We start from the raw sequence: 24,423 nt of genomic DNA, 5'->3' as shown, positions 1-24,423 counted from the left end.
GGATGATTGCCCGGCTTGATTTCGAAGCCGGCCTTGGTCATCGCGTCGCGGAAATACTTCGTGTTCTCCGCCAGCTTTTCGCGCAGGCTCCCGGCCTCGTCCAGCATCTTCAGCACTTCGATGGACGCCGCGACCAGCGCCGGCGGCAACGAATTGGAAAACAGGTACGGCCGCGAACGCTGCCGCAGCATGTCGATGATTTCGCGGCGTCCGGTGGTGAAACCACCTACCGCGCCACCCAGCGCCTTGCCCAACGTGCCGGTGAAGATATCGATCCTGTCCATCACGCCGTGTACTTCGGCCGAACCGCGCCCGGTCTTGCCGAGGAAGCCGGTGGCGTGGCATTCATCGATGTGCACCAGCGCGTTGTACTGCTTCGCCAGCGCGGTGATCTTGTCCAGCGGCGCGATGAAGCCGTCCATCGAGAACGCGCCGTCGGTGGTGATCAGTTTGGTGCGCGCGCCGGCGGCGTCGGCGGCCTGCAGTTGCTTCTCCAGGTCGGCCATGTCGCAGTTGGCGTAGCGGAAGCGCTTGGCCTTGCACAGGCGGATGCCGTCGATGATCGAGGCGTGGTTGAGCGCGTCGGAGATGATCGCATCCTCCTCGCCCAGCAGCGGCTCGTACAGGCCACCGTTGGCGTCGAAGCAGGCGGCGTAGAGGATGGTGTCTTCGGTGCCGAAGAACTCGGCGATCTTCTTCTCCAGTTGCTTGTGCAGGTCCTGCGTGCCGCAGATGAAGCGCACCGAGGCCATGCCGAAACCGTGGGTATCCAGTGCCTCCTTGGCGGCGGCGATCACGTCCGGATGATCGGCCAGACCGAGGTAGTTGTTGGCGCAGAAGTTGAGCACCTTGCGGCCGCCCTCCAGCTCGATCTCGGCCGACTGTGGCGAGACGATCACGCGCTCGGCCTTGAACAGGCCCTGCTCGCGGATGGAGGCGAGTTCGGCGGCGAAACGGGACTGGCCGGGATAGCTCATGGCGGGAACCTTGTGCGGGAGCAAAACGATATTGTCGCCCCTCGCGGTGGAGCTGTGAAGGAAGCCCTGCTGCCGGCCGCCGCTACTGGTGCAGGCCGAAATCCACCCGCGTCGTCTTGCCCTTGTCGTCAATGCCCTTCGTATCGAGTTGCACAGGCTTCTCGCCGTAGCGCGACGCATCGAGCTTGCCGCTGAGCCAGGTCTGCACGGCGTCGGCGCGGCGCTTGGCGAGGGCGCGCATCGCCGGCTCGTCCACCGCCACATTCGCTTCCATCAGGCCGCGCATCTCATCCGGGTCCAGCGACTTCTTCAGGCCGAGGAAGTTGCGCGGCTTGTTCGGGATGTCGTCGTGCTTGTAGGCCCGCTTGAGGTACTTCTCGACCTGGTCCGGCGTCACCCGCACGTCGGCGAGGGCGGCATCGGACACCTCGGCGTCCTTGCCCTTGTCGTCGAGCACCAGCTCGCGGCGGATCAGGTTCTCCACGGTGACCTTGCGCAGGCCGTCGCGGTCCTTGGTGGGGTCGACCCGGCCGATGATGTCCAGCTTCAGCGACGGCTTTTTCTTAAGAATGGCCACCAGCTTGCCCAGCCGCTCCTGCGCCTTCGCGTCGAGGATCGCCGAGCCCGGCGCGAACTCGACGTAGCCCAGATCCGCCCCCGGGCCGCCAAACGCGGCGCCGAGCAGCCGGAACGGTGCCGTCACCGCCTTGGCGATCAGGTTGCCCAGCGCCCGCCACACCAGCCCGCCGACGCTGAACTGCGGATCGTCCAGCGAGCCGGACACCGGCAGATTCACGTCGATGTTGCCCTCGGTGTCCCGCAGCAGCGCCACCGCCAGCTTCACCGGCAGATGCTTCGCGCCAGGGCTGGTGTCGCGCTCCCCGAAAGTGAGCTGGGTGATGAAGATGTGGTTGTCCGCCTCCAGCTTGCGCTGGTCGAGCTGGTAGTGGACGTCCACGTTGAGCTTGCCGGAGGTGATCGGGTAGCCGGCGTACTTGCGGGAGTAGGCGGCCAGCGAGGTCAGCTCCACCTCGTCGGCCTTGCCCTTGATGTCGAGGAAGGCCACCGGCTGCAGCGGATTGATGGTGCCGCTGATATCCACCGGGGAGTTCTCGTCCAGCGCCGCCTGCACGGCCAGTTCGGCCGGCGGGTCGCCGGGCTTGGTGCCGAAGGCGCCAATCTTGCCGGTGAGCTTGGTGAGGTTGGCGGTGTAGTTGGGCTTGATGAAGTTATCGGTGTAGTTGAGCTGGCCGTTCACCAGGGTGATGCCGCCGAGGTGGATTTGCGCCGCCGGCGTGGTGTCGGGCGATGGTGCAGGCGCCTGGACCAAGGCGCTTGAAGCGACCGGCGCTGGCGTGGGCGCGGTAGCCGCCGGGGCCGGCACGCTGCCTTCGGTGCGGGTTACCGACACCGGCGCGGACGCCGGCGAGGCCACCACGTCGGACAGGTTCAGCCGTCCATCCGCGTTGATGATCACGCGGGCGTAGAACGAGGTGAGTACCAGCGCGCCGACGTCCACCCGCGGTGCGTCCGTCCCGATTTCGGCGTCCAGTCGCGAGGCGGTGAGCGTGCGCCAGCGCAGGAAGTCGTCGCCGGTGAGCTTGTCCTGCACGCGCACCCGTTCCAGCGCGGTGTCGCCGCGATAGCGCAGCGACGGCGTGCGGCCGCGTGCGTCGTAGTGCAGCTGGCCGTCGCTGGTCAGGCGCGCGCTGGCGATGGTCACGTTCAGCGGCACGCTGAGATAGGGCTCGAAGCGGGCAATGTCCAGGTTGCGCGTGGTCAGCTTCAGCTCGGCGCCCAGCGGATCGGGGCGCAGCGTGCCGCTGGCGTCGACGCTGCCGCGGTCGATCGTGCCGGTGAGCGCGAACGAGCGCGCTTCGCCGAGCTTGTCGCTGAGGCCGTCCAGGTGTCCCTTCATCGCCGTGATCTTGGTGGTCACGGGGCGCGTGCCGGCGGCGAGATCGGTGAAGTCCACGCTGCCCTCGTCCAGCGCGAGGCGGCCCAGTTGCCAGTGCCAAGGCGCGGCTAGGGACGAGGTACTGTTCGGTGCGTCCGGCGCGTCCGGCAGCAGCTCCATCAGGCTCAGCTGGCCGTTGTGCGCGCGCTCGATGTCCAGCGCAGGGCGGTGCAGCGTGACGTCGCCCAGCAGTACCTGGCGACGGGCCAGGTCGAACAGCGGGATCGCCGCGTCGAGTCGGCTCCACGCCATCGCCGGCCCGTGTTCCTTCTGCTGCGGGGCGAGTGCGAAATCGTTCACCGTGGCATGCGCGTCGGTCAGGTGCAGGTTGAGCGCCTTGCCCCAGTCCAGCGCAAGCTGGCCGCCGGCATCGAGGCGTCCCTGGGTGACCGGTGCGCGCAGGTCGGGCACGGCGATCGCCTGCAGCGGCGCCACCGCTACCTGCTTCAGGTCGAGCGCGGCCTTGAGCTGGCCAGCCGCCAGGTCCAGCGTGCCCCGGGCGGTGATGTCGCCGCCACCGAGCGCGGCCGCCAGGTTGAGCGTGCCGGCAGGCGCTTTCAACAGGCTCAGGCCATGCAGCGCGCCGCGCACGCGGGAGAGGTCCAGCTTCTGCTGCGTGGCGTTGGTGTAGTGCACGGCGCTGTCGGTGAGGAACAGCCCGTCGATGCGCAGGTCGGTGGGTGGTGCCGTTGGCTTGCCGGCCGGGGTGGGCGTGCCGGCGGTGAACGCGTCGAAGTTGCTGTGGCCGTCGGCGCCCTGCCGGTAGCTCAGCGCGGCATGGTCCAGCACCACGGTGCCGAGGCGGTAGCGCGAGAGCAGCGGCTGCACGTCGAGCAGCTGTGCGCCGCCGTGGCCCAGGTCGAGGATCGGCGCGCCCTGGCGCGTTGCCAGCGCGAAGCTGTCCAGCTGCAGGTGGCCGGTGAGCTTGAGTTGCGGGGTGGGTTGGCTCTGCACGAAATGCAGGTCCAGCACGCCGCTCATCAGGCCCTTCGGGATGGATGCCGGAAGTGCGGCCGCAGGCACGTAGGCGAGGTAGCGCGGCAGGTCCAGCTGGTCGAACTGGAAATGCATGGTCGACTCGCGCGAGTCGGCGAACGGCTTGGTCTGCCCGTCGATGCGCAGCGGGCTGCCGTCTACCCGCATCGCCAGCAGCGGCTGCACGTAGATGTCGGTATCGCTGGGCAGGTTGGCCAGGAACGGGATGCCCACCTCCAGCTGGTCGACGCGGTGACTGGCCCGGGTGGGCTGGTCGTCGAAGCGCAGGTCGCCGTTGTGCACCTGGATGTTCGCCAGCGCGAAGCGCGCGGGCGGCGAGGGCGGGGCGCCCGGCTTGGCGGCATAGCGGTCGATCAGGTCTGAGAAGTTGAAGCGGCCGTCCGCGCCGCGCGCCAAGTGAATCTGCGGATGGTCCAGCCGCAGCGCGTCGAGCACCGGCGCCATGCGGAACAGTGAGGCCCACGAGGCGTTGATCACCGCCACGTCCACGTCGACGAAGGCGGCCTTGCCGTCGCGCTCGCCGATATGCAGGCGATCGAGCTGCAGGCGCAGGGTGAACGGGTTAAAGTGCGCCGCGCCCAAGGTCACCGGGCGGGACAGCGCCGCGCTGGCGCGCTTCTCGATCTGTCCCCGCAGGATCGGCGGCGCGGCGAAGAAGCCGAGCAGGCCGAACAGCACCAGCACCGCCGCGGCGATCAGCAGGCCGCGGCGAACGCGGTGCGATTGACTCAGCGCCCGGGCGTGGGCCACGGCGCGGGCCGCGCGAGGATCTTCCAGAAGGCGACGAACGCGCATCGCAATGCACTCCCCGAAACGTCGTGGGCCGGCTGGCGGGATGGTCGCTGGCCGGTGCTATCCGTGGCCCCTGCGGATCGGCGGCAGTGTACGAAGAAGCGACGCCGGCGCACAGGCGCCGGCGTCATCTCGTCGCATGGTGGGGGGCGGATGCAATCGCCCGCGGGATCGCCCGGCCTCAGCCTGGCCCACTCAGCTCCAGCTGCACACGACCTTGCCGCAGATGCCCTGGTCCATCAGGTCGAAGCCGCGCTGGAAGTCGTCGATGGCGATCTGGTGGGTGAGCACCTTCTGCAGCGGGAAACCGGTGAGCACCATCTGGGTCATCTTGTACCAGGTCTCGTACATCTTGCGGCCGTAGATGCCCTGCAGGGTGAGGCCCTTGAAGATCACCTTGTCCCAGTCGATGCCGGCGCCCTTGGGCATGATGCCGAGCATGGCGATCTTGCCGCCGTGGTACATCACTTCCAGCATGTCGTTGAACGCGCGCGGATTGCCGCTCATCTCCAGGCCCACGTCGAAACCCTGGATGTGCAGGTCCTTCACCACGTCGCGCAGCGACTGGTTGGCCACGTTCACCACACGGGTGGCGCCCATGTCGGCGGCCAGCTTCAAGCGGTAGTCGTTGACGTCGGTGACCACCACGTTGCGCGCCCCGATGTGCTTGCAGATGCCCGCCGCGATGATGCCGATCGGGCCGGCGCCGGTGATCAGCACGTCCTCGCCGATCACGTCGAACTCCAGCGCGCAGTGCGCGGCGTTGCCGTACGGGTCGAAGAACGCGGCCAGCTCCGACGGGATCTGGTCGGGGATCGGCCACAGGTTGCTGGCCGGCATGGTCATGTACTCGGCGAACGCGCCGTTGCGGTTCACGCCGATGCCCACCGTGTTCGGGCACAGGTGCTGGCGGCCGGCGCGGCAGTTGCGGCAGTGGCCGCACACGATATGGCCTTCGGCCGAGACGCGGTCGCCGATGCTGTACCCGGTGACGCCCGGCCCCATCTCCACGATGCGGCCGACGAACTCGTGGCCGATGGTCAGCCCCGGCTTGATCGTGCGCTGGCTCCACTCGTCCCACTTGTAGATGTGCAGGTCGGTGCCGCAGATGGCGGTTTTCTCCAGCTTGATCAGCACCTCGTTGGGGCCGACCTCGGGCACGGGGACTTCGTCCATCCAGATGCCGGGTTCGGCGTGACGCTTGACCAGGGCTTTCATCGTCTGAGGCATGGGGGGCATCCGTGGGGAGTGACGCGGCCGGCGGCCGCAGAATCAGCCGACGATTATACGGTCCACATGATGCGCGCCGCTTCGGCAGCGCAGCATGCGGCGGCTCAGTTCAGCCGCTGGTAGACCCGCATGAAGTCAACCGGACGCTCCAGCGACGGCAGTTGCCACTGCTGGTGCAGTACCAGCCGTCGGCCATCGGCAGTGAGCGACCAGTCCTGGGTAAGCCGCGAGCCGTCGGCGTAGCGCATCTCCACGTGTACGCCGGCGTCGTCGCGGAAGCTGCGCACCAGTGCGCTGCCGTTGAGTGCCTGCTGCGCCGGGTGGTCGAAACGCAGGTCGAGTTGGGTGCCGGAACCCAGACGCAGCTGCAGGGCGCGGGCGTCCTCCTGCACCATCAGTACGCTGTCGTCGTCCAGCCAGGATGGCGTGGCGTAATGCGTGGGTGCCGAGGCGGCGTGGTCGCTGGACGGCTTGTCGTCCCCGTGACGGTGCCCGCCGTGATGCCCCCCGCCCATGCCACCGTCGTGGCCGCCGAAGCCGCCACCCCCCATGCGCTCGTGGCGTGGCCCGGTGTCATCGGCCGGTTGACCTGTGCCGGCACTGGTGCCGCCGGGAGGGTGCGGCTGACGTGGCGGCTGTTCGCGCATCGCCTCATGCTTGAGCAGGGCCTCCACTGCCGCAGGCGTGACGCTTGAGCTGTCGTCCAGCCGCCAGATGCCGCTGAGGTCCGCCGGGTCCGGCGTGGCGGCATTCAACGCCAGCGGCACGCAACAAAGGAGCGCCAGCGCAACGGCCGATCCATGGCAAAGGGGCAGTCGGGGCATGGGCGTGGTCTGTGTGGAGGGCGGAATCCGCGGGCAACGTGTGGCCTGCTGTTGCGGTTGACCCGGGCCACCCGGCATCGGCTGTCTCTACACTTGCCCGATGGCTATCGACACCCGACCGCTCGCGATCTTCCTGATGGGCCCCACCGCCTCGGGCAAGACCGCGCTCGCCTGCGCGCTGGCCGACCGCTTTCCGGTGAAGCTGGTGAGCGTGGATTCCGCGCTGGTCTACCGTGGCCTGGACATCGGCAGCGCTAAGCCCGATGCCGCGACGCTCGCGCGCTACCCGCATGCACTGATCGACATCCGCGACCCGGCCGAACCGTATTCGGCCGCGGACTTCCGCACCGACGCGCTGGAGGCGATGCGCGCGATCACTGAGGCGGGCAGGGTGCCTCTGCTGGTGGGCGGCACCGGGCTGTATTTCCGCGCCCTGCAGCAGGGACTGTCCGCGCTACCGGAAGCCGATGCCGAGCTGCGTGCGCAGATCGGCGCCGAAGCGGCGGAGATCGGCTGGCCGGAACTGCACGCCCGACTCACCGGGCAGGACCCAATCGCCGCTGCCCGCATCGGCCGCAACGACGCTCAGCGCATTCAGCGCGCGCTGGAGGTGATCGCGCTCACCGGTCGGCCGCTCTCCGAACTGCAGGGCAGCCAGATCCGCGAGCCGTTCCCGTGGCGGGTGCTCAAGCTGGCCCTGTTGCCGGCCGACCGGGCGCCGCTGCACACGCGCATCGCCGAGCGCTTCGACGCCATGCTGGCCGCCGGTTTCCTCGACGAGGTGCGCGCGCTCAAGGCCCGCGGCGATCTGCACGCCGACCTGCCGGCGATCCGCGCCGTGGGCTACCGCCAGGCCTGGCAGCACCTGGACGGCGAGTTCGACGCCGCCGAGTTGCGCGACCGCGGCATCTTCGCCACCCGCCAACTGGCCAAGCGGCAGATCACCTGGCTGCGCGGCGAGCTGGACGCCCGCACGCTCGACCCGGAACGGGCGGACCTCACCGGGCGGGCCGTGGACGCGCTCGAGCTGTTTCTCGGGACCCCGGCCCACGGCCCGGTGTGACGGCCGGCGCGGTCCGGGCACGAGTGTGCCCGGGCCGCTTTCGTCCCTGATTTAAAAGCGGTTAAGATCGAGCGGACTTGGTCCGGAGCGGGCGCGCTTATTTGTCCGGACCGCAGCTTTGACGGGGGAGTAATAGAACAATGTCCAAAGGACAGTCCTTGCAGGATCCATTTCTCAACGCACTTCGCCGGGAGCGCATCCCGGTGTCTATCTACCTGGTCAACGGCATCAAGCTGCAGGGAACGGTGGAGTCGTTCGACCAGTTTGTGGTGCTGCTGCGTAATCAGGTCAGCCAGATGGTCTATAAGCACGCCATCTCCACCGTAGTGCCCAGCCGCAACGTGCGCGTGGGCAACGGCCACGACGGCCCGGGCGAAGCCTCGGCCGCGCCGGCCGAACACGAAGCCTGATCCGCTCCCGCACGGGCGCGCACCGGCTTGATCGCAGCGGGCAAGCCCCCATGACAGGGGTTTGCCCGGCAGGACATCTCCGCCCCCGTGTTTGACAGACAGAAAAAAGGCGACCGCGCGCTCCTCGTGCTTCCGCATTCGCGCGGCGAAGGCGACGCCGTGCGCCGCGGCGAGGAATTCGCCGAGCTGGTGAAATCCGCCGGGGCCGAGATCCTCGGCGCCATCCCCGCCCGCGTCGAAGTGCCCAACCCACGCTTCTACATCGGCACCGGTAAGGCCGACGAGGTCGCCGAGATGGCGCGCGCGGTCGAGGCCGACGTGGTGCTGGTCGACCACCTGCTCACCCCCGTGCAGGAGCGCAACCTGGAAAAACACCTGGGCGTGCGTGTGGTCGATCGCGCCGGCTTGATCCTGGACATCTTCGCCCAGCGCGCCCGCTCGCACGAAGGCAAGCTGGAAGTGGAGCTGGCCCAGCTCAAGCACATCGCCACCCGGCTGGTGCGCGGCTGGACCCACCTGGACGCCCAGCGCGGCGGCGCCATCGGCAACCGCGGCCCGGGCGAAACCCAGCTGGAAACCGACCGCCGCCTGCTCGGCGAGCGCGTCAAGCAGCTCACCAAGCGGCTGGAAAAAGTGCAGACCCAACGCGGCCAGCAGCGCCGCGCGCGGCTGCGCAACACGGTGCCGCGGGTGGCCCTGGTGGGTTACACCAACGCCGGCAAGTCCACGCTGTTCAATGCGCTCACCACCGGCGGCGTGTACGCGGCGAACCAGCTGTTCGCCACGCTCGATCCCACCGTGCGCAAGGTCGACGACCTGAGCTGCGGTCCGGCGGTGATCGCCGATACCGTTGGCTTCATCCGCGACCTGCCGCACGATCTGGTCGCCGCCTTCCGCGGCACCCTGGCCGAGGCGCGCGACGCCGACCTGTTGCTGCACGTGTGCGACGCCGCCGACGAGGATCGCGAGCGCCTGCGCCAGGTGGTGGATGGCGTGCTCCAGGAGATCGACGCCGGCGATCTGCGGCAGTTGCAGGTGATGAACAAGATCGACCTGGCCGGCGCCGAGCCGCGCATCGTGCGCGACGGTGAAGGCCGGCCGACGCAGGTGTGGCTGTCCGCCGCCACCGGCGCCGGGCTGGACCTGCTGCGCGAGGCGCTGGGCGAACTGCTCGGCGGCGAGCGGCTGCAATCCGAGCTCAGCCTGCCGCTGTCCGCCGGCCGGCTGCACGCCCGGCTCAAGGCCGCCGGCGCCATCGTCGGCGAGCGCGTCGACGAGGACGGCTGGCACCTGGACATCGACGCCCCGCGCAGCGTGATCGCCCCGCTCAGCGGCGGCCAGGACGTCGACGCCGCGCTGCTGCGCGACCTGCTCGAACGCACCGCGCAGCCGGTCGAGTGACCGGCAACGCCGCGGCGCCTCTGGTAAACTCGCGCCCGTTTGCGTCCCCGGCTCGTGCGCGTTGCATCCCCTGCGGTTACCGCCTGCGAAGCCACCTGATGATCCAACCCGTCACACCTGTGTTCCGGCTGCTGTTGCCGGCCTCCCAGCGGCCCCAAGGAGACTGACCATGGCCTGGAACGAACCCGGCAACAACGGGCAGCGCGATCCCTGGGGCAAGAACCGCCCGGGCAGCGGCAAGCCGAACCTCGACCAGTTCCTGAAGTCGCTGCGCGCGCGCTTCGGCCGCCTCGGCGGCGGTGGCGGCGGCATCGTCACCATCGTGCTGGCGCTGCTGATCGCCTGGATGCTGCTGAGCAGCTACACCATCATCAACACCAGCCAGAACGGCGTGGTGCTGCGCTTCGGTCATTACTCGCGCACGCTCGGCCCGGGCTTCCACTTCAAGCTGCCCGCCCCCATCGAAACCGTATCCAAGGTGGAGACCACCCGCGTGCGCGCCATGGTCGACCAGGTGCGCATGCTCACCAGCGACGAGAACATCATCGCGGTGAACTTCAACGTGCAGTACCAGGTGTCGGACTCGCGCAAGTACCTGTTCTCCACCAACGATCCGGACGACACGCTCAAGCAGGCCGCCGAGGCCGCGGTGCGTTCCGTGGTCGGCGCCCATTCGATGGACGACATCCTCACCAGCCCGGGTGAGGACGTGGCCGCAGCCGCCGCGCCGGCCGCTGCCGCGTCGGTGGCCAAGCCCGCGCCGGCGCCGGTGGTCAGCAAGGCCAGCGGCGACCAGGACCGTGTCACGTTGCAGCAGCAGACCCGCGAGGCGCTGCAGCGCACGCTGGACAGCTACGACGCCGGCCTCGTGGTCACCGACGTGAGCTTCCAGAACGTCTCCCCGCCGGACGAAGTGAAGGCCGCTTTCGACGACGTCAACGCCGCCCGCGAAGACAAGCAGAGCGCCGTCAACAAGGCCTACGCCTACGCCAACCAGGTGATCCCGCAGGCCACCGGCGAAGCCTCGCGCATCGTCGCCAAGGCCGAGGGCGACAAGGCCGAGCGCGTGGCGCGCGCCACCGGCGACGCCGAGCGCTTCAACCTGCTGCTGAAGGAGTACAAGGCCGCTCCCGCGGTGACCCGCCAGCGCCTGTGGCTGGAAACCATGGAAGAGGTGATGGCGCGCAACGCCAAGGTGGTCGACGGCTCCAACGGCCGCAACATCATCAACCTGCCGGGCGCCGCGCCCAGTGCGCCGGTGAGCGCGGGGGTGTCCGTCACCGGTGACGCCAACGGCCAGGAGAAGCAGCCATGAAGATCTCCGCCATTGTCGCCATCGTCGTGGTGGCGCTGCTCGGCATGAGCAGCATGTACGTGGTCAGCGAAGGGCAGACCGCCCTGCTGCTGCAGTTCGGCCGCATCGTGCGCACCGGTGACCAGCCCGGCCTGCATTTCAAGCTGCCGCTGGTGCAGCAGGTGATGCGCTTCGACAACCGCATCCTCACCATGGACGCGCAGCCGGAGCGCTACTTCACCTCCGAGAAGAAGAGCGTCAACGTCGACTTCTACGTGAAGTGGCGCATCGCCGACAACGCTGCTTTCTACCGCGCCACCGGCGGCGATCCGCTGCAGGCCGCGCAGCGCCTGAGCCCCATCGTGAAGAACGCGCTGCGCTTCGAGTTCAACGGCCGCACCTTGCAGGAGCTGATCACCGGCGGGCGCAAGGACATCACCGACCGCGTGCGCGAGCAGACCGACGCCGCCGCGCGCAAGAACCTCGGCATCCAGGTGGTGGACGTGCGCATCAAGCGCATCGACCTGCCCGACGAAGTGAGCGATTCGGTCTACAAGCGCATGAAGGCCGAGCGCCTGCAGCTGGCCAACGAGCTGCGCTACACCGGCGAGCAGATGGCCACCACCATCACCGCCGACGCCGACCGCCAGGGCCAGGTGCTGCGCGCCAACGCCGAGCGCGACGCGGCCAAGACCCGTGGCGAAGGCGATGCCCAGGCCGCGCTGATCTACGCCCAGGCCTACGGCCAGGATCCGGAGTTCTTCGCGTTCTATCGCTCCATGGAGGCGTATCGTCACGCCTTTGGCGACGGCAAGAGCACGCTCATCGTCAAGCCGGACGATCCGTTCCTGCAGTATTTCCAGTCCAGCGCCGGAAAGCGCTGAGGCAACACGCAAGCGACACACCAACGGGCCGCCGATCGGCCCGTTCCTTCCGGCTCTGGCCTTGTGGCCCGAGGGTGCGTCGCGCGCGGGCGTGACGGGGGCAGCACGGACGCAACCGACCCACGCCAGAGCAACACCGCAACACCCGCGCAGTACCTCCTGCCCCGCCGATCGGGGCGCCACACGAGAGCAAAGCCATGGGCAAGTCCGTAGTCATTCTTGGAGCCCAGTGGGGCGACGAAGGCAAAGGCAAGATCGTCGACCTGCTGACCGAACGCGTAGGCGCCGTCGCGCGCTTCCAGGGCGGCCACAACGCCGGCCACACGCTGGTGATCAAGGGCAAGAAGACCGTCCTCCACCTGATCCCCTCGGGCATCCTGCGCGACGACGCGCTGTGCCTGATCGGCAACGGCGTGGTGCTCAGCCCCGCCGCGCTCAAGAGCGAGATCGAGGAGCTGGAGGCCAACGGCGTCAACGTGCGCCCGCGGCTGAAGATCAGCCCCGCCACGCCGCTGATCATGCCGTACCACATCGCGGTGGATAAGGCGCGCGAGGTCAAGGCCGGCAAGAGCGCCATCGGCACCACCGGCCGCGGCATCGGCCCGGCGTATGAGGACAAGGTCGCCCGCCGCTCCATCCGCGTGGCCGATCTCATGTACCCGCACGAGCTGCCGGAGAAGATCCAGGCCGCCGTGGAGTACCACAACTTCATCCTCACCCAGTGGCTGGGCGCCGAGCCGGTGGACTACCAGACCGTGCTGGACGAAGCGCTCACCTACAGCGAATTCATCCGCCCGATGGTCGACGACGTCGCCACCATCCTGCACGACGTGCGCAAGGAAGGCGGCCACATCCTGTTCGAAGGCGCGCAGGGCGCGCTGCTGGACATCGACCACGGCACCTATCCGTACGTCACCTCGAGCAACACCACCGTCGGCGGCGCGCTCGCCGGTACCGGCGTGGGCGCGGGCGACATCGACTACGTGCTGGGCATCTGCAAGGCCTACGCCACGCGCGTCGGCGGCGGCCCGTTCCCCACCGAGCTCGAAGACGAGATGGGCGAGCGCCTGCGCAAGGTCGGCAACGAGTTCGGCGCCAGCACCGGCCGGCCGCGCCGCTGCGGCTGGATCGACCTCGTCGCGCTCAAGCGCGCCGTGCAGATCAACGGCATCAACGGCCTGGCCATCACCAAGCTCGACGTGCTCGACGGCCTGCCCACCATCAAGGTCTGCATTGCCTACGAATACCGCGGCAAGCGCCGCGAGCTGGCACCGTTGGACGCCGACGGCTGGGCCGAGTGCAAGCCGGTGTACCTGGAATTCCCGGGCTGGGAAGAATCCACCGCGGGCATCCGCGAGTGGGACAAGCTGCCGCCCGCCGCCCGCGCCTACCTGCGCTCGCTGGAAGAGCTCTCCGGCTGCCGCATCGCCCTCGTCGCCACCGGCGCCGACCGCGACGACACCATCATCCTCGACGACCCGTTCGCCTGATCGGTCGTCCTCGACGCCACTGGAAAGCCCCGCATCGGCGGGGCTTTTCCTTTGGTGATCGGCGCGGCGGGTAAGGGCAGGGCGCGCCTGGCCGGCATCCGTAAATCCTGCGTGTAGCCGCGGGCCCAAGCCCTGCACGGCCGGCCAACCCGCGCGGGCCGAGCATAGGTCGCCCCATCACCGCGCGCAGGAGGCCCCATGGCCGACAAGCATCCGCGAGGCGAACGCAAAGACGACGCCTCTACCACCGACGACATCGCAAGCAAGGCCACGCGTCCACCTGGCAGCGTCGGCGGTCGTAGCGGCACCGGCCAACAGCAGCCGCGCCAGCGCTTCGACCGCGACGAAGTAACGGACACCATAGTTCCCGAAGCCGTCGGCGTCGGCACCGACGCCAGCGAAGGCACTCAGGGTGGTGGTTCGGCGATCGACCGCGAGGTGCGTATCCAGCAGCGCAAACAGCAGAACGATGCGGGTGGGCGCTCCGGCCGCCGTGGCTCCGGCGGCATGGATCCACCGCCGGGCGCACCCACGAAGAAGCGCTGACCGCCCGGCGCGCCATTACCGGCCATGAAGCGGCCCCACGCAATCACGTGGGACCGCTTGTCAGGCAGCCTCCCGCCCGCGCCGGATCAGCGTGATCTTGCCGTTCGGCTCCAGTCGCGCCACCGCGATCGTCACCTCGTCCTCCAGGCCCGCCACGTGCAGGGCGCGGTCCAGCTCGGAGTCGGAGATGTCGTGGTGACGCATCTTCGAGCGATCACGCCGGCCATTGCGCACCAGCACCGTCGGCCAGCCTTCCACCAGCCGATTGAAGCGCGCCGAGCGCGCGCTGGCCCAGCCGATGATCTTCTGCATCGCGAGGATGCCCAGGGTGCCGATCACCGGCGCCAGCAGCGAGTGGTCGTCGCCCAGGATCGCCGTGCGCAGTACGCCGCCCACCAGCACCAGCACGACGATGTCGAACGCCGACATGTCGCCCAGGCCGCGCTTGCCGGTGAACCTCAGCAAGGCCAGCAGGCCGATGTAAACCAGCGCGCCGCGCAGCGCGAACGTCCACCACGGCATCGAAAGTTGCATGGCATCGTGCATGGCAAAACCTCGCGTTGTCGATCGCTCCTGTCTGCCACAGCCGGCGTCCAGAATGCGTCGGCACCGCGTGGTGCAAGCGCGCGATGACGGCACCGGCGGCAACGCGGGAATGCGGCGGGTAAGCTGGGCCGGTTCATGCCAGCGAGGATCGCCATGCCTTGTTTTTGTCTGCGCCTTCCAGCCACGCTAGCGCTTGCGCTGCTCACCGCCGCCAGCGCGTGGGCGGGCGACGCCAGCCGCCCGCTCGATCCCACCGAGCTCGATCGCACCGCATCGCCGTGCGTGGATCTGGATCGCTTCGTCAACGCACGCTGGCTGGCGGCGCATCCGATCCCGCCGGACGAAGTGCGCTGGGGCGTGTTCGATCAGCTGACGCTGGCGAGCCTGGGGGTGCAGCACGAGATTGCCGAGGACGCCGTACGTGCCGTCGATGTACCGCGCACCGAGCCCACGCGCCGCCAGCTCGGCCTGCTGTATCGCGCCGGCATGGATAGGGCTGCCATCGACCGCGCGGGCCTCGCGCCGATGCAGCCCATGCTGCACGCCATCGATGCGCTGAAACGTCCGCAGGACGTCGCCCACCTGATCACCCACACGATCGTCGGTGGCCAGCCGCTGGTATTCAGCTTCGACGTGCAGGGCGACTACCGCGATGCGCGTCGGCAGATCGGTGCCGCCGCACCCGCCGCGCTCGGCCTGCCCAACCGCGACTACTACACCGACGCACGCTACGCCGACGAGCGCGCCGCCTATCGCACCTACATCGCTCGCGTGCTGCAGATGGCGGGCACGCCCGACCCATCCCGCGCGGCGGACGATGCGCTGGCGCTGGAAACCGCCCTCGCGCAGGCCACGCCGTCGCCGATGCAGGCGCGCCAGCCGGCCAATCAGTTCCACGCCGTGCGGCCGGCCCAGGCCGATCGACTGACCCCGCACTTTGTCTGGGGCACGTTCCTTACTGCCCAGGGCCTGTCCGCCGACAGCGAGTTCTCGCTGGCGCCGCCGGCGTTCTTCGCTGCGTTCGACCACCAGCTGGCTACCGCGCCCATGGCGCAGTGGCGCGCCTATCTACGCTTCCACGCGCTGGATGCCGCCGCGCCGTACCTGGCGCAACCGTGGCAGGACGCTGCCTTCGACTTCCACGGCCACACGCTCACTGGCCAGGCCCAGCCCAAGCCGCGCTGGCAGCAAGTGCTGGGTACGGTGAACGCGCAGATGGGCGAGGCCATGGGCCGCCTGTATGTGGCGCGCACCTTCTCGCCCGCGGCCAAGCAGCGCGCGCAGGTGCTGGTAACCCGGCTGCTGGCGGCGCTGCAGGCGCGCATCCAGGCGCTGGACTGGATGAGCGACACCACCAAGGTCCGCGCGCTGGCGAAGTGGCGTGCGTTCCTGCCCAAGGTGGGCTATCCCGATCACTGGCGCGACTGGAGCGGCCTCGATCTGCGCGCCGGCGGCTATTACGACAAAGTGCGCGCGCTGCAGCGCTACAACCACCGCGACGCGATGGCGCGCATCGGCAAACCCACCGACCGCACGCGCTGGAGCGTGCTGCCGCAGACGGTGGACGCGTTCTACCGCGCCGAGGACAACTCCATCACCTTTCCCGCCGCCATCCTGCAGCCGCCGTTCTTCTTCGCCGACGGCGACGACGCCATCAACTATGGCGGCATCGGCGCCGCCATCGGCCACGAAGCCACCCATGCCTTCGACGATGCCGGCCGCCAGTTCGACGGGCAGGGCAACCAGGCCGACTGGTGGACGCCCGAGGACAACGCCCGCTTCAACACCCGCGCCGACGCGCTCGCACGCCAGTTCGACGCCTACGTGCCGCTGCCCAACCACCCGGGCGTGCACGTCAACGGCCGCCTCACCCTGGGCGAGAACATCGCCGACCTCGGCGGCCTGCACGTCGCCTACGACGCCCTGCAAGCGGCACTGAAAGCCAACCCCGCCGAAGCCGCCAGCCGCATCGACGGCACCACCCAGGATCAGCGCTTCTTCCTCGCCTTCGCCCGCATCTGGCGCGGCCGCATGCGCGAGGCACAGACCCTGGTTTATCTCGCCAGCAACCCGCACGCCCCACCGCACGAACGCATCCTCGGCACCGTCGCCAACATGCCCGCGTTCGCCCGCGCGTTCTCGTGCGAGGCCGGGGATGCGATGGTGCGGCCGGCGGGAGAAGTGGTGCGGATCTGGTGAGGCGCTACGGGGCTGCGCTCAGCGAGCGCGCCCTCGCCGCCGTGGTGAACCTGAAAGGCGCGCCGCGTTGCTGGTCGCGCCGCTGCCGGCGTGAGCGGAGGGAGCGCCCTCGGCGCACTCGCCATATCGGTGGCAGGCGCGCCCCTGCGATGCCCGATGCTGCCAGCCCTTACACCGCCGCGTCGATAATCGCCTTCATCGTCGCCTCCACCCCGCGCGCCGCCTCGGCAATCAGCGGATCGCGGGAGATCAGCGACAGCTGGTCGGTCGGCGGCACCATGCCGATCCAGGTCGCCCCATCCTGCTCGTACACCGACACCCGGCACGGCAGCGCCATGTTCAGCGTCATGTCCATCGCCAGCACCTCCGACGCCTGCTTCGGGTTGCACACCTCCATCACAATGCAGCCGTTGGCCAACGGAAAACCCTTGTCCGCCAGTGTCTGCTTGAAGTTGTAGGTGTGCAGCACGCCAAAGCCGTGCGCCTTTACTGCGGCCTGCATGGCCTCGACGGCCTGGCCGAGGGGTTTGGATGTTTGCTTCTTGTAGATCATGGTCGCGTCTCCTAGAGGGGCAAATCTTCGCGCACCATGCGCTTCCGCGAGTACCGGTTTCGTCAAGTCGGAGCCACGTCTGCCTTGGCGATGAATCAGTGCGCGCAAGAATGCACCTGCTGGTCCGCTATGCCCCATCCGAGCACGTGGACGACAGAGCTTTTCGGAAATGGTTCTGCGTTTCTGCATCGACGCAATACACATAGCAGCCCTTCATGCCGCGACTCATTAGTGTCTTGTACGTGTTCCGGATGATGCGGTCGACCCGGGCGCGAGTCTCTTCTGGAGCGCTCTTCATCATCGATTTCCATCCGCGGATCGATCTGTCCATACGCGATCGCGCGCTTGGTTGGGTAACCATCTCGCCTTTTCGTGCGACCAGGTCCATGCCGACGATGACTCCAACGTAATCTAGCTCCAGGCCTTGGCAGGTGTGGATGCATCCCACTTCATGGATGGATCCGGGTGCCACGATCCATAGACTGCCGTCCTTGTCGAGGTTCCAGCGCTTGGCGTAATTGTGCTCGGGGATGACGACGTCGTTCTGATCAGGCTTTTTCTTGCTGACCCAGTCCCAGCAATAGCCGGCAACGACACGGGACTTGTTGTTGATGGCATTTCGCTCGGCGATCAACTCGTGCACCTCGTTGGGCGAATCCAAGACGCGAAAGTCGAACTCGTCGGGGGAGAGCGTGGTGTTGGCGGTTTCGCGCAAGCCCAGGGTGTTGTCTAGCCATTCCATGTAGGCGTCAGAGCCGCCGCAACGGAACTGAGAGGCCAATTGCATGTGTGTGATCTCGGCGCCAGCCGCGCGAGCCCACTTCTCCAGCTCTGCTGTGTACCCGATGTCGGACAAAGTCACGACTTGGTCGTCGTCCACGAAGAAGATCGCGCTCTTGCTGCTGTGGATGATCTCCTTGATCTGATTCTTGCCTAGATTTCCGTAGATGCCGGACTTCTCGTTGAGGCGATGGGCCTCGTCCACGATCAACGCATCGAACGCATTCGCACCCGTCTCGACGAAGGAGCCGGAGCCGGAAAACAGGTTGCTGATGGCCGTCTGCTTGAACGTGCCGGTCAGCTTGGCTTTGTAGACGGCGCGCGGCGCTGCGTTCTTTGAAACGTACTTGCTGACGAGGCCCAGCTTCGACAGGCGGACTAGCAGGTTGATTGCGATGATCGACTTCCCGGTGCCGGGGCCGCCCTGAATGATCGCGACCTGCTTCTTTGCTTCCGAAGCACGGGTGGCCAAGGCGATAGCGCTCTCGAAAGCGACCTTCTGGTCATCGATCAGCACGAACTCCTGATTGCCCTTCATTAGGCCAGCCAGGCTGTCCACCAGCGCCTTCGAGGGTTTGATGCGTCCGTTTTCTATTTCGTAGATCAGTTCGGCGTTGTCGCCGTATTTCACATGCTGCTTGATGAAGTCCCGAAGGCGCTGGCGCTCCGCTTCGCCCTTTAGGAACAGCGGCGCTTTACGAATGTAGTCCCCGTAGTGCAGTGGGTCGTCAATGATGCCGTCCTGCACGTAGTTGTGGAGATAAGCGCAGGGGTTCAGCGCGACGTTGCGCTCGTAGACTGCCTCATTGAAGCCTTCAAGCAGTGCTGCGTAGGACCACGCCTGATAGCAGGGATGCGTACCTTCACTTTCGGCGGCATGGCCACCACGACGAGCGATGACGAGACCATCCTTCGGCGAAAGCTTCGCCTCGGACCATTGCTTGAGCTCGACGATGATGACCTTCGGGCCCTCATCAGTGCGTCCGGAGAGGATGAAGTCGATTCGCTTGGATGTCTGGGGGATACCGAATTCAACGCCGACACCGATGTTGTCGGGTATGCCGGGGTCGCGAAGCACCTTGGCCATCTCGCCCAGCGAGTTCTTCCAGGAACGGAACTCGGATTCAGCGGCGTACCGCCCGGTCCGCTGCAGGTACTTCGCAGCGATGACATGTTCGATATCCCGGTTGTCGTGATCGTCAAGAAACCTGCTCTTGTCGGCCTGATAGACGATCACGTTGCAGCTTCCCTTAGCCTTCGATCAAAGCTCAGAATACTTCTTGCTCGTCCCCTTGGCGCGTTCGACCGGGTACTTGATGGCATTGAGTTGCAGCTTCCTGCGGGCCGCATCCAGAGGGTCGATGCCCAGCTTGTCCGAAAGCTGGAGCAGGTAGAGGAAGACGTCAGCCACTTCCTCGGCGACGGCGTCGCGCTTCGAGCCCGGTAGAGAGCGGCTTTGTTCCTCAGTCAGCCACTGGAAGTGCTCAAGCAGTTCGGCTGCCTCGACCGATAGGGCAGTAGCCAGATTCTTGGGCGAGTGGAACTGCTCCCATTCCCTTTCCTGGGCGAACACTTGCAAGGCCGCCTGCAGTCTTTGGATTTCGTCGTTCATGGCGTGGTTCCGTGCTCCGTGGCATGCGCCAAGCTTAGGCGCTCCCTTGCTGCCAGCCAAAAAAACTGTCCCTCAAGGCACCAGAGCACAGCCGATGCGCTGGCTGAACTTGCGGGCGAAGATCTTTCAGCTTCTTCATCTGCAAAGAAGAACCCCGCCATGGCGGGGCTCTCCGTGTGGCTTGGGTTGAGTGTTGCTGCCGGGGCTCAATGCCTGCGCTGCTTCCGGATATGCCGACTATTGCGGTTCTCCGCGCGGTTGAGGTGCGCGGTTTCCTTCTTGGTGAGGTGGCCGTTGTGGCGGGCTTCGTCGGCGCTGGCGCGCTGGGCGATGTTGGCGTCGTGCTTTTCGTCGCGGGCGGCCTGCTTGGGCGTGATGGTGCCATTGGCGACGCCCTTGTCGATGCGCTGCTGCTGGTTGTCCACGCGCTGGTTCACTTCGTTGACGCGCGGGTGGTGGGGCACGGGTGTGGCTTGCGCCATGGCGCCGGTGGCGGCGAGTGCGCTGGTGGCGAGCAGGGCGATCAGGCTGCGGCGAACGGTGGTGCGAGGTGCCATGGTGATCTCCTCAGATGCGTGGTTGGGCAAACGGCCTCTTGCGCCGCCGGTGCGTCGCAAACCCTTGCGACGCAAGGCTTTGGCGGCACCGGCCGGTGGCGCGGACAGTAACGCCAGCCTGTCGTAAGGAGTTGACGGCGCCCGGGTGATCGATGGCGATGATTCAGTCTCGCGGCGCTGCAGCATGTTCGGGCGTGACTTCCGGCCGTGTCCGCCCGACAGCGCGCGCCTCACCATGGGAGTAATGGGGACAATCCGTTTCCGTCTTCCGGTCCGGTGCGGCGCAGGTCGCCGTGTATCCGGTACCGGGTTCATCCTGCAGGAGAAGTCATGCGTCGTTATCTCGTTTCCGCCATTGCGCTGGCCCTGGCCGGCGTGTCGATGGCCCCGCTTGCGGCCACCGCCAAGGCGCCGCCGATGCGCGAGGCCACCACCCAGTTGCCGCGTGGCGTGGTGCCGACGCACTACGACGTGGCCGTAGTGCCGCATGCCGACAAGCTCGCCTTCGACGGCAAGGTCACGATCACGCTGAACGTGCTCAAGCCCACCAGCAGCATCACGCTCAACGCGGCCGACCTCACGTTCTCCGAGGCCTCGTTGACGCCGACCAAGCTGAAGATCATGGTCGGCAAGCCGAAGGTGACGGTGGATGAGAAGGCGCAGACGGCCACTTTCACCTTCGATCACCCGGTGCCGGCCGGCGAGTACCGCCTGGCGATGACCTACACCGGCAAGATCGGCACCCAGGCCAACGGCATCTTCGCGCTGGACTACGACACCAAGGCTGGCAAGAAGCGCGCGCTGTACACGCAGTTTGAGAACTCCGACGCGCGCCGCTTCATCCCCTCGTGGGACGAGCCGAACTACAAGGCCACCTTCGACCTCACCGCCACCGTGCCGAGCGCGGACATGGCGGTGAGCAACATGCCCATCGTCTCCAAGAAGGACCTCGGCAACGGCATGACCGAGGTGCACTTCGGCGAGTCGCCGAAGATGTCCACTTACCTCTTGTTCTTCAGCGTGGGCGAGTTCGAGCGCGCCACGGTGAAGTCCGAGGGCACCGAGATCGGCGTGATCACGCAGAAGGGCATGGTCGACCAGGCCGACTTCACGCTCGACTCGGCCAAGGCCGTGCTGCATGAGTACAACGACTACTTCGGCGTGAAGTATCCGCTGCCCAAGCTGGATAACATCGCCGCACCGGGCCAGAGCCAGTTCTTCTCGGCGATGGAAAACTGGGGTGCGATCTTCACCTTCGAGTACGCGCTGTTGCTCAACCCCACCATCTCCACCCAGGGCGACAAGCAGCGCGTGTTCAACACCGCCGCGCATGAAATGGCGCACCAGTGGTTCGGCGACCTGGTGACGATGAGCTGGTGGGACGACCTGTGGCTCAACGAGGGCTTCGCCTCGTGGATGGCCGAGCGCACCACCGAGAAGCTGCACCCGGAGTGGCACACCAACCTTGACCTGGTCGGCACGCGCGAAGGCGCGATGTCGCTGGACGCGGTCGCCACCACCCACCCGGTGGTGCAGCACGTGGAGACGGTGGAGCAGGCCAGCCAGGCGTTCGACTCGATCACCTACTCCAAGGGCCAGGCGGTGATCACCATGCTCGAGGCCTATGTGGGCCCGGAGACCTGGCGCACCGGCGTGCGTAACTACATCAAGGCGCACGCCTACGGCAACACGGTGTCCGATGACCTGTGGAAGTCGGTGCAGGCCGCGGCCGGCAAGCCGATCACCCAGATCGCGCACGACTTCACGCTGCAGCCGGGCATCCCGCTGATCCGCGTGCAGACCACCGCCTGCAACGCCGGCAAGACCGAGGTGCTGCTGAGCCAGGGCGAGTTCACCAAGGATCGCCCGAACAAGACACCGCTGCGCTGGCACGTGCCGGTGATCGCCAAGACCCTCGACGGCAAGCCGGTCACCACCGTGGTGGACGGCAAGGGTTCGGTGACTGTGCCGGGCTGCGGCCCGGTGCTGGTCAACGCCGGCCAGACCGGCTACTACCGCACGCTGTACTCGTCTGCGCAGTTCGCGGCACTGAAGGGTGACTTCGCCAAGCTGGCACCGATCGACCAGCTCGGCCTGATGGGCGACACCTGGGCGCTGGCGATGGCCGGCCAGGAGCCGGTGGCCAACGTGCTGGAGCTGGCCAAGGCCACACCGGCCGACGCCGATCCGCAGGTGTGGGGCGAGGTGGCCGGTTACTTCGAAGCCATCGACAGCTACTACAAGGGTGACGAGGCGCGCCAGACCCGCTTCCGCGCATTCGCGCTGGAGCGACTGCGCCCGGTGTTCGCGCGCATCGGCTGGGAAGCCAAGGCCGGCGAAAGCGTGCCGACCGCGCTGCTGCGCACGCAGATGATCGGCACCCTGGCCAGCCTGGGCGACAAGGACGTGATCGCCGAGGCGCGCCGCCGCTTCGCCGCACAGAAGACCGACCCCAACGCCGTGCCGGTGCCGCTGCGCAAGACCATCACCGCCATCGTCGCCCGCAACGCCGACGCCGCCACCTGGAACCAGTTGCACGACGAGGCCAAGGCCGAAACCACGCCGCTGATCAAGGACCAGCTCTACGCCATGCTGTCGGTGGCCAAGGATGACGCGCTGGCCAAGCAGGCACTGAATCTGGCGCTGACCCCGGAGCCGGGCGCCACCAACAGCGCAGGCATGATCCGCATCGTGTCGTACGACCATCCGGACATGGCGTTCGACTTCGCCGTGGCGCACCGCGAGCAGGTCGACAAGCTGGTCGACTCCACCTCGTCCAGCCGCTACTACCCGGCCCTGGGCGCCACCTCGTTCAAGCCGGAGATGATCGACAAGATCAAGGCGTACGCCGACGCGCACATCGCCGAGGGCTCCCGCCGCGTGGCCAACACGGTGATCGCCAACATCCAGTACCGCATGATGATCCGCAACGATCGCCTGTCGGACGTGGATGCCTGGTTGGCGAAGAACGCCGACTGATCGGTGTTGCAGCCCAAGCGATGAAAGAAGCCCCGCGATGCGGGGCTTCTTTTTTGGTCGCTCGGGGGGCGCGGTCTATTGCGCACGATCAAGCGGATGACGAGCTCCTGGCGCATTCGCGGGAATGACGGCCACGGAGGTCCGCCGCCATCTCACATCTCCAGTGCGCACAGCACCCCCTGGAGGAGCCCGCTCGCGGGCGATGCTTTTGGCTCCGATGTCACATCAAAGCGAAAGGCATCGCCCGCGCGCGGGCTCCTACAGGGGATTGCAGTGCCCCTCGCGAGGCTGCCTAAATGCTTTCGTTGTGGCGCATCCGGGCCGAAGACTTCTGCCGCAGCAGTGGCGAGGCGCGCCACTTCGACGTCGACACCCCGAACCCGCTGCAGCGATTCTTTCGATCCGATCCTCAACGTCGCCCGTAACGGGGCGCCGCCTCGTTCACCTGCGGATCGCCGGCCAGGATAAGGCGCGGCCGCAGCCAGTCGGCGAATTCCTGCTCGGTGATGCTGCCTTCGGCGAGGGCGATGTAGATCGGATACAGCTCGACGTCGTCGGCCTGCAGTGCCGCATCGTTGAGAAGAATGAAGGTTTCGCAGAGCACGGCGGCAGTACGCTTGTTGCCATCCATGAAGGGGTGATTGCGCGCCAATCCGAAGGCCAGGCAGGCGGCAAGATCGGCAAGATCCGGAGGCGGTTCGCCGTAGGCATGGCGTTGCTGAGGTCGCCCCAGCGAGGAGTCGAGCAAGCGTTCATCGCGCACGCCAGCGATGCCGCCGTGCTCGGCCAATTGACGATCATGCACGGCGAGGGCCAGCGCCTTTTCGATCCATACGATCATGGCGAGTCCCCCTACTGAGCCAGCTTGTTGAGCAGGCTGCGCCGCTTGCGCATTACCGTTTCGGCCACCTCCATCTGCTGCGCCAACGTGGGATCGAACGCCGTCAGCCGCACGCCGTCCGGGGTCTCGATGGCATACAGCTCGTCGCCCTTTTCCAGCCGCAACCGGGCCAGCAACTCCTTGGGCAGGATGACGCCGGCGGAATTGCCGATGCTGGTGATCTTGAGCTTCATGGCGGGCTCCGCGTGATGGTTATAACGAATGTTATACCGCGCATCGGGCAGCGACAAGCAGGCCACCGCGAGCCTTGGACTCATGCTGCAAGCCACCCGGAGCGTGATCACCCCTCGCTAATCTCCTGTAGGAGCCCGCTCGCGGGCGATGCTCCTGGCTCTGATGCCACATCAAAGCGAAAGGCATCGCCCGCGAGAGGCCGGCTCCACCACGGCGGGGGCCACGTTGGGCGGGCTGCGGAGGGGATAGAGCGGGGGG

20 protein-coding genes are annotated in these 24,423 nt (G+C 67.3%); 9 read left to right on the top strand and 11 right to left on the bottom strand.

Features of this window, described 5'->3' with window-relative positions; all coding sequences use genetic code 11:
* From kbl to ACTHJF_RS06320, 4 genes are all read right to left on the bottom strand, one after another.
* Positions 1-977 (bottom strand): glycine C-acetyltransferase (gene kbl / locus ACTHJF_RS06335; RefSeq protein WP_440266380.1); only part of this gene is annotated, 977 nt, incomplete at its 3' end.
* An 82-nt stretch (positions 978-1,059) separates the two neighbouring features.
* Positions 1,060-4,725 carry a DUF748 domain-containing protein gene (locus ACTHJF_RS06330; protein ID WP_440266379.1) on the bottom strand — a complete coding sequence of 1,222 codons (3,666 nt, stop codon included), beginning with the start codon at positions 4,723-4,725 and terminating at the stop codon, positions 1,060-1,062.
* A gap of 192 nt (positions 4,726-4,917) precedes the next feature.
* A complete protein-coding gene (gene tdh, locus ACTHJF_RS06325; protein WP_440266378.1) occupies positions 4,918-5,952 on the bottom strand; it encodes an L-threonine 3-dehydrogenase in 1,035 nt (344 codons plus the stop codon).
* Between the two features lie 104 nt (positions 5,953-6,056).
* Entirely contained in the window at positions 6,057-6,776 is a 720-nt protein-coding gene (locus tag ACTHJF_RS06320) for a hypothetical protein (RefSeq protein ID WP_440266377.1), read from the bottom strand.
* Between the two features lie 100 nt (positions 6,777-6,876).
* On the opposite strand from ACTHJF_RS06320, the gene miaA reads away from it, so the two are divergent.
* From miaA to ACTHJF_RS06285, 7 genes are all read left to right on the top strand, one after another.
* Positions 6,877-7,839, top strand: coding sequence for a tRNA (adenosine(37)-N6)-dimethylallyltransferase MiaA (miaA, locus tag ACTHJF_RS06315; RefSeq protein ID WP_440266376.1), 963 nt, complete (start codon positions 6,877-6,879; stop codon positions 7,837-7,839).
* 140 nt (positions 7,840-7,979) lie between these two features.
* On the top strand, positions 7,980-8,249 hold the full coding sequence (gene hfq, locus ACTHJF_RS06310) for an RNA chaperone Hfq (RefSeq protein ID WP_431638044.1): 270 nt from the start codon (positions 7,980-7,982) through the stop codon (positions 8,247-8,249).
* 87 nt (positions 8,250-8,336) lie between these two features.
* Entirely contained in the window at positions 8,337-9,650 is a 1,314-nt protein-coding gene (hflX, locus tag ACTHJF_RS06305; RefSeq protein WP_440266375.1) for a ribosome rescue GTPase HflX, read from the top strand.
* A 169-nt stretch (positions 9,651-9,819) separates the two neighbouring features.
* A complete protein-coding gene (gene hflK, locus ACTHJF_RS06300) occupies positions 9,820-10,965 on the top strand; it encodes an FtsH protease activity modulator HflK (RefSeq protein WP_440266374.1) in 1,146 nt (381 codons plus the stop codon).
* Positions 10,962-11,828, top strand: a complete 867-nt coding sequence (gene hflC / locus ACTHJF_RS06295; RefSeq protein WP_440266373.1) for a protease modulator HflC — start codon at positions 10,962-10,964, stop codon at positions 11,826-11,828. The genes hflK and hflC overlap by 4 nt, the downstream gene beginning before the upstream one ends.
* 197 nt (positions 11,829-12,025) lie before the next feature.
* Complete coding sequence (locus tag ACTHJF_RS06290; protein WP_440266372.1) at positions 12,026-13,318, top strand: adenylosuccinate synthase; 1,293 nt, start codon at positions 12,026-12,028, stop codon at positions 13,316-13,318.
* Between the two features lie 198 nt (positions 13,319-13,516).
* Positions 13,517-13,864, top strand: coding sequence for a hypothetical protein (locus ACTHJF_RS06285; protein WP_440266371.1), 348 nt, complete (start codon positions 13,517-13,519; stop codon positions 13,862-13,864).
* A 60-nt stretch (positions 13,865-13,924) separates the two neighbouring features.
* On the opposite strand, the gene ACTHJF_RS06280 is transcribed toward ACTHJF_RS06285, so the two are convergent.
* Positions 13,925-14,398, bottom strand: a complete 474-nt coding sequence (locus tag ACTHJF_RS06280) for a DUF421 domain-containing protein (protein ID WP_440266370.1) — start codon at positions 14,396-14,398, stop codon at positions 13,925-13,927.
* A gap of 165 nt (positions 14,399-14,563) precedes the next feature.
* Between ACTHJF_RS06280 and ACTHJF_RS06275 the strand changes: the two genes are divergently transcribed.
* Positions 14,564-16,609, top strand: coding sequence for a M13 family metallopeptidase (locus tag ACTHJF_RS06275; protein WP_440266369.1), 2,046 nt, complete (start codon positions 14,564-14,566; stop codon positions 16,607-16,609).
* 169 nt (positions 16,610-16,778) lie between these two features.
* Here ACTHJF_RS06275 and ACTHJF_RS06270 read toward each other — a convergent pair whose 3' ends face one another.
* From ACTHJF_RS06270 to ACTHJF_RS06255, 4 genes are all read right to left on the bottom strand, one after another.
* Positions 16,779-17,162 carry a DUF302 domain-containing protein gene (locus tag ACTHJF_RS06270; protein ID WP_440266368.1) on the bottom strand — a complete coding sequence of 128 codons (384 nt, stop codon included), beginning with the start codon at positions 17,160-17,162 and terminating at the stop codon, positions 16,779-16,781.
* 127 nt (positions 17,163-17,289) lie between these two features.
* A complete protein-coding gene (locus ACTHJF_RS06265) occupies positions 17,290-19,179 on the bottom strand; it encodes a DNA/RNA helicase domain-containing protein (RefSeq protein WP_440266367.1) in 1,890 nt (629 codons plus the stop codon).
* A gap of 24 nt (positions 19,180-19,203) precedes the next feature.
* Entirely contained in the window at positions 19,204-19,554 is a 351-nt protein-coding gene (locus ACTHJF_RS06260) for a nucleotide pyrophosphohydrolase (protein WP_440266366.1), read from the bottom strand.
* A gap of 206 nt (positions 19,555-19,760) precedes the next feature.
* On the bottom strand, positions 19,761-20,111 hold the full coding sequence (locus ACTHJF_RS06255; protein ID WP_440266365.1) for a hypothetical protein: 351 nt from the start codon (positions 20,109-20,111) through the stop codon (positions 19,761-19,763).
* Between the two features lie 330 nt (positions 20,112-20,441).
* Here ACTHJF_RS06255 and ACTHJF_RS06250 point away from each other — a divergent pair, with 330 nt between their 5' ends.
* The gene (locus ACTHJF_RS06250; protein ID WP_440266364.1) at positions 20,442-23,090 is read left to right on the top strand and encodes a M1 family metallopeptidase; all 2,649 of its coding nucleotides are present in this window, start codon (positions 20,442-20,444) and stop codon (positions 23,088-23,090) included.
* A 409-nt stretch (positions 23,091-23,499) separates the two neighbouring features.
* Here ACTHJF_RS06250 and ACTHJF_RS06245 read toward each other — a convergent pair whose 3' ends face one another.
* Together ACTHJF_RS06245 and ACTHJF_RS06240 are read right to left on the bottom strand one after the other, a co-directional pair.
* On the bottom strand, positions 23,500-23,931 hold the full coding sequence (locus ACTHJF_RS06245) for a type II toxin-antitoxin system death-on-curing family toxin (protein ID WP_440266363.1): 432 nt from the start codon (positions 23,929-23,931) through the stop codon (positions 23,500-23,502).
* An 11-nt stretch (positions 23,932-23,942) separates the two neighbouring features.
* Entirely contained in the window at positions 23,943-24,164 is a 222-nt protein-coding gene (locus tag ACTHJF_RS06240) for an AbrB/MazE/SpoVT family DNA-binding domain-containing protein (RefSeq protein ID WP_431638022.1), read from the bottom strand.
* Between the last annotated feature and the right edge of the window lie 259 nt (positions 24,165-24,423).

The sequence above is a fragment of the Dyella sp. genome (assembly GCF_051962475.1).
GTDB lineage: Bacteria > Pseudomonadota > Gammaproteobacteria > Xanthomonadales > Rhodanobacteraceae > Dyella_A.
The sequence above is the reverse complement of the archived record's forward strand: the minus strand, read 5'-3'. Positions and strand labels throughout refer to the sequence as shown.

Excerpts from the sequence above, each read along its gene's own strand:
- ACTHJF_RS06330 (WP_440266379.1), bottom strand. The coding sequence starts at position 4,725 with ATGCGCGTTCGTCGCCTTCTGGAAGATCCTCGCGCGGCCCGCGCCGTG.
- tdh (WP_440266378.1), bottom strand. The coding sequence starts at position 5,952 with ATGCCTCAGACGATGAAAGCCCTGGTCAAGCGTCACGCCGAACCCGGC.
- ACTHJF_RS06320 (WP_440266377.1), bottom strand. The coding sequence starts at position 6,776 with ATGCCCCGACTGCCCCTTTGCCATGGATCGGCCGTTGCGCTGGCGCTC.
- miaA (WP_440266376.1), top strand. The coding sequence starts at position 6,877 with ATGGCTATCGACACCCGACCGCTCGCGATCTTCCTGATGGGCCCCACC.
- hfq (WP_431638044.1), top strand. The coding sequence starts at position 7,980 with ATGTCCAAAGGACAGTCCTTGCAGGATCCATTTCTCAACGCACTTCGC.
- hflK (WP_440266374.1), top strand. The coding sequence starts at position 9,820 with ATGGCCTGGAACGAACCCGGCAACAACGGGCAGCGCGATCCCTGGGGC.
- hflC (WP_440266373.1), top strand. The coding sequence starts at position 10,962 with ATGAAGATCTCCGCCATTGTCGCCATCGTCGTGGTGGCGCTGCTCGGC.
- ACTHJF_RS06290 (WP_440266372.1), top strand. The coding sequence starts at position 12,026 with ATGGGCAAGTCCGTAGTCATTCTTGGAGCCCAGTGGGGCGACGAAGGC.
- ACTHJF_RS06285 (WP_440266371.1), top strand. The coding sequence starts at position 13,517 with ATGGCCGACAAGCATCCGCGAGGCGAACGCAAAGACGACGCCTCTACC.
- ACTHJF_RS06280 (WP_440266370.1), bottom strand. The coding sequence starts at position 14,398 with ATGCAACTTTCGATGCCGTGGTGGACGTTCGCGCTGCGCGGCGCGCTG.
- ACTHJF_RS06275 (WP_440266369.1), top strand. The coding sequence starts at position 14,564 with ATGCCTTGTTTTTGTCTGCGCCTTCCAGCCACGCTAGCGCTTGCGCTG.
- ACTHJF_RS06270 (WP_440266368.1), bottom strand. The coding sequence starts at position 17,162 with ATGATCTACAAGAAGCAAACATCCAAACCCCTCGGCCAGGCCGTCGAG.
- ACTHJF_RS06260 (WP_440266366.1), bottom strand. The coding sequence starts at position 19,554 with ATGAACGACGAAATCCAAAGACTGCAGGCGGCCTTGCAAGTGTTCGCC.
- ACTHJF_RS06255 (WP_440266365.1), bottom strand. The coding sequence starts at position 20,111 with ATGGCACCTCGCACCACCGTTCGCCGCAGCCTGATCGCCCTGCTCGCC.
- ACTHJF_RS06250 (WP_440266364.1), top strand. The coding sequence starts at position 20,442 with ATGCGTCGTTATCTCGTTTCCGCCATTGCGCTGGCCCTGGCCGGCGTG.
- ACTHJF_RS06245 (WP_440266363.1), bottom strand. The coding sequence starts at position 23,931 with ATGATCGTATGGATCGAAAAGGCGCTGGCCCTCGCCGTGCATGATCGT.
- ACTHJF_RS06240 (WP_431638022.1), bottom strand. The coding sequence starts at position 24,164 with ATGAAGCTCAAGATCACCAGCATCGGCAATTCCGCCGGCGTCATCCTG.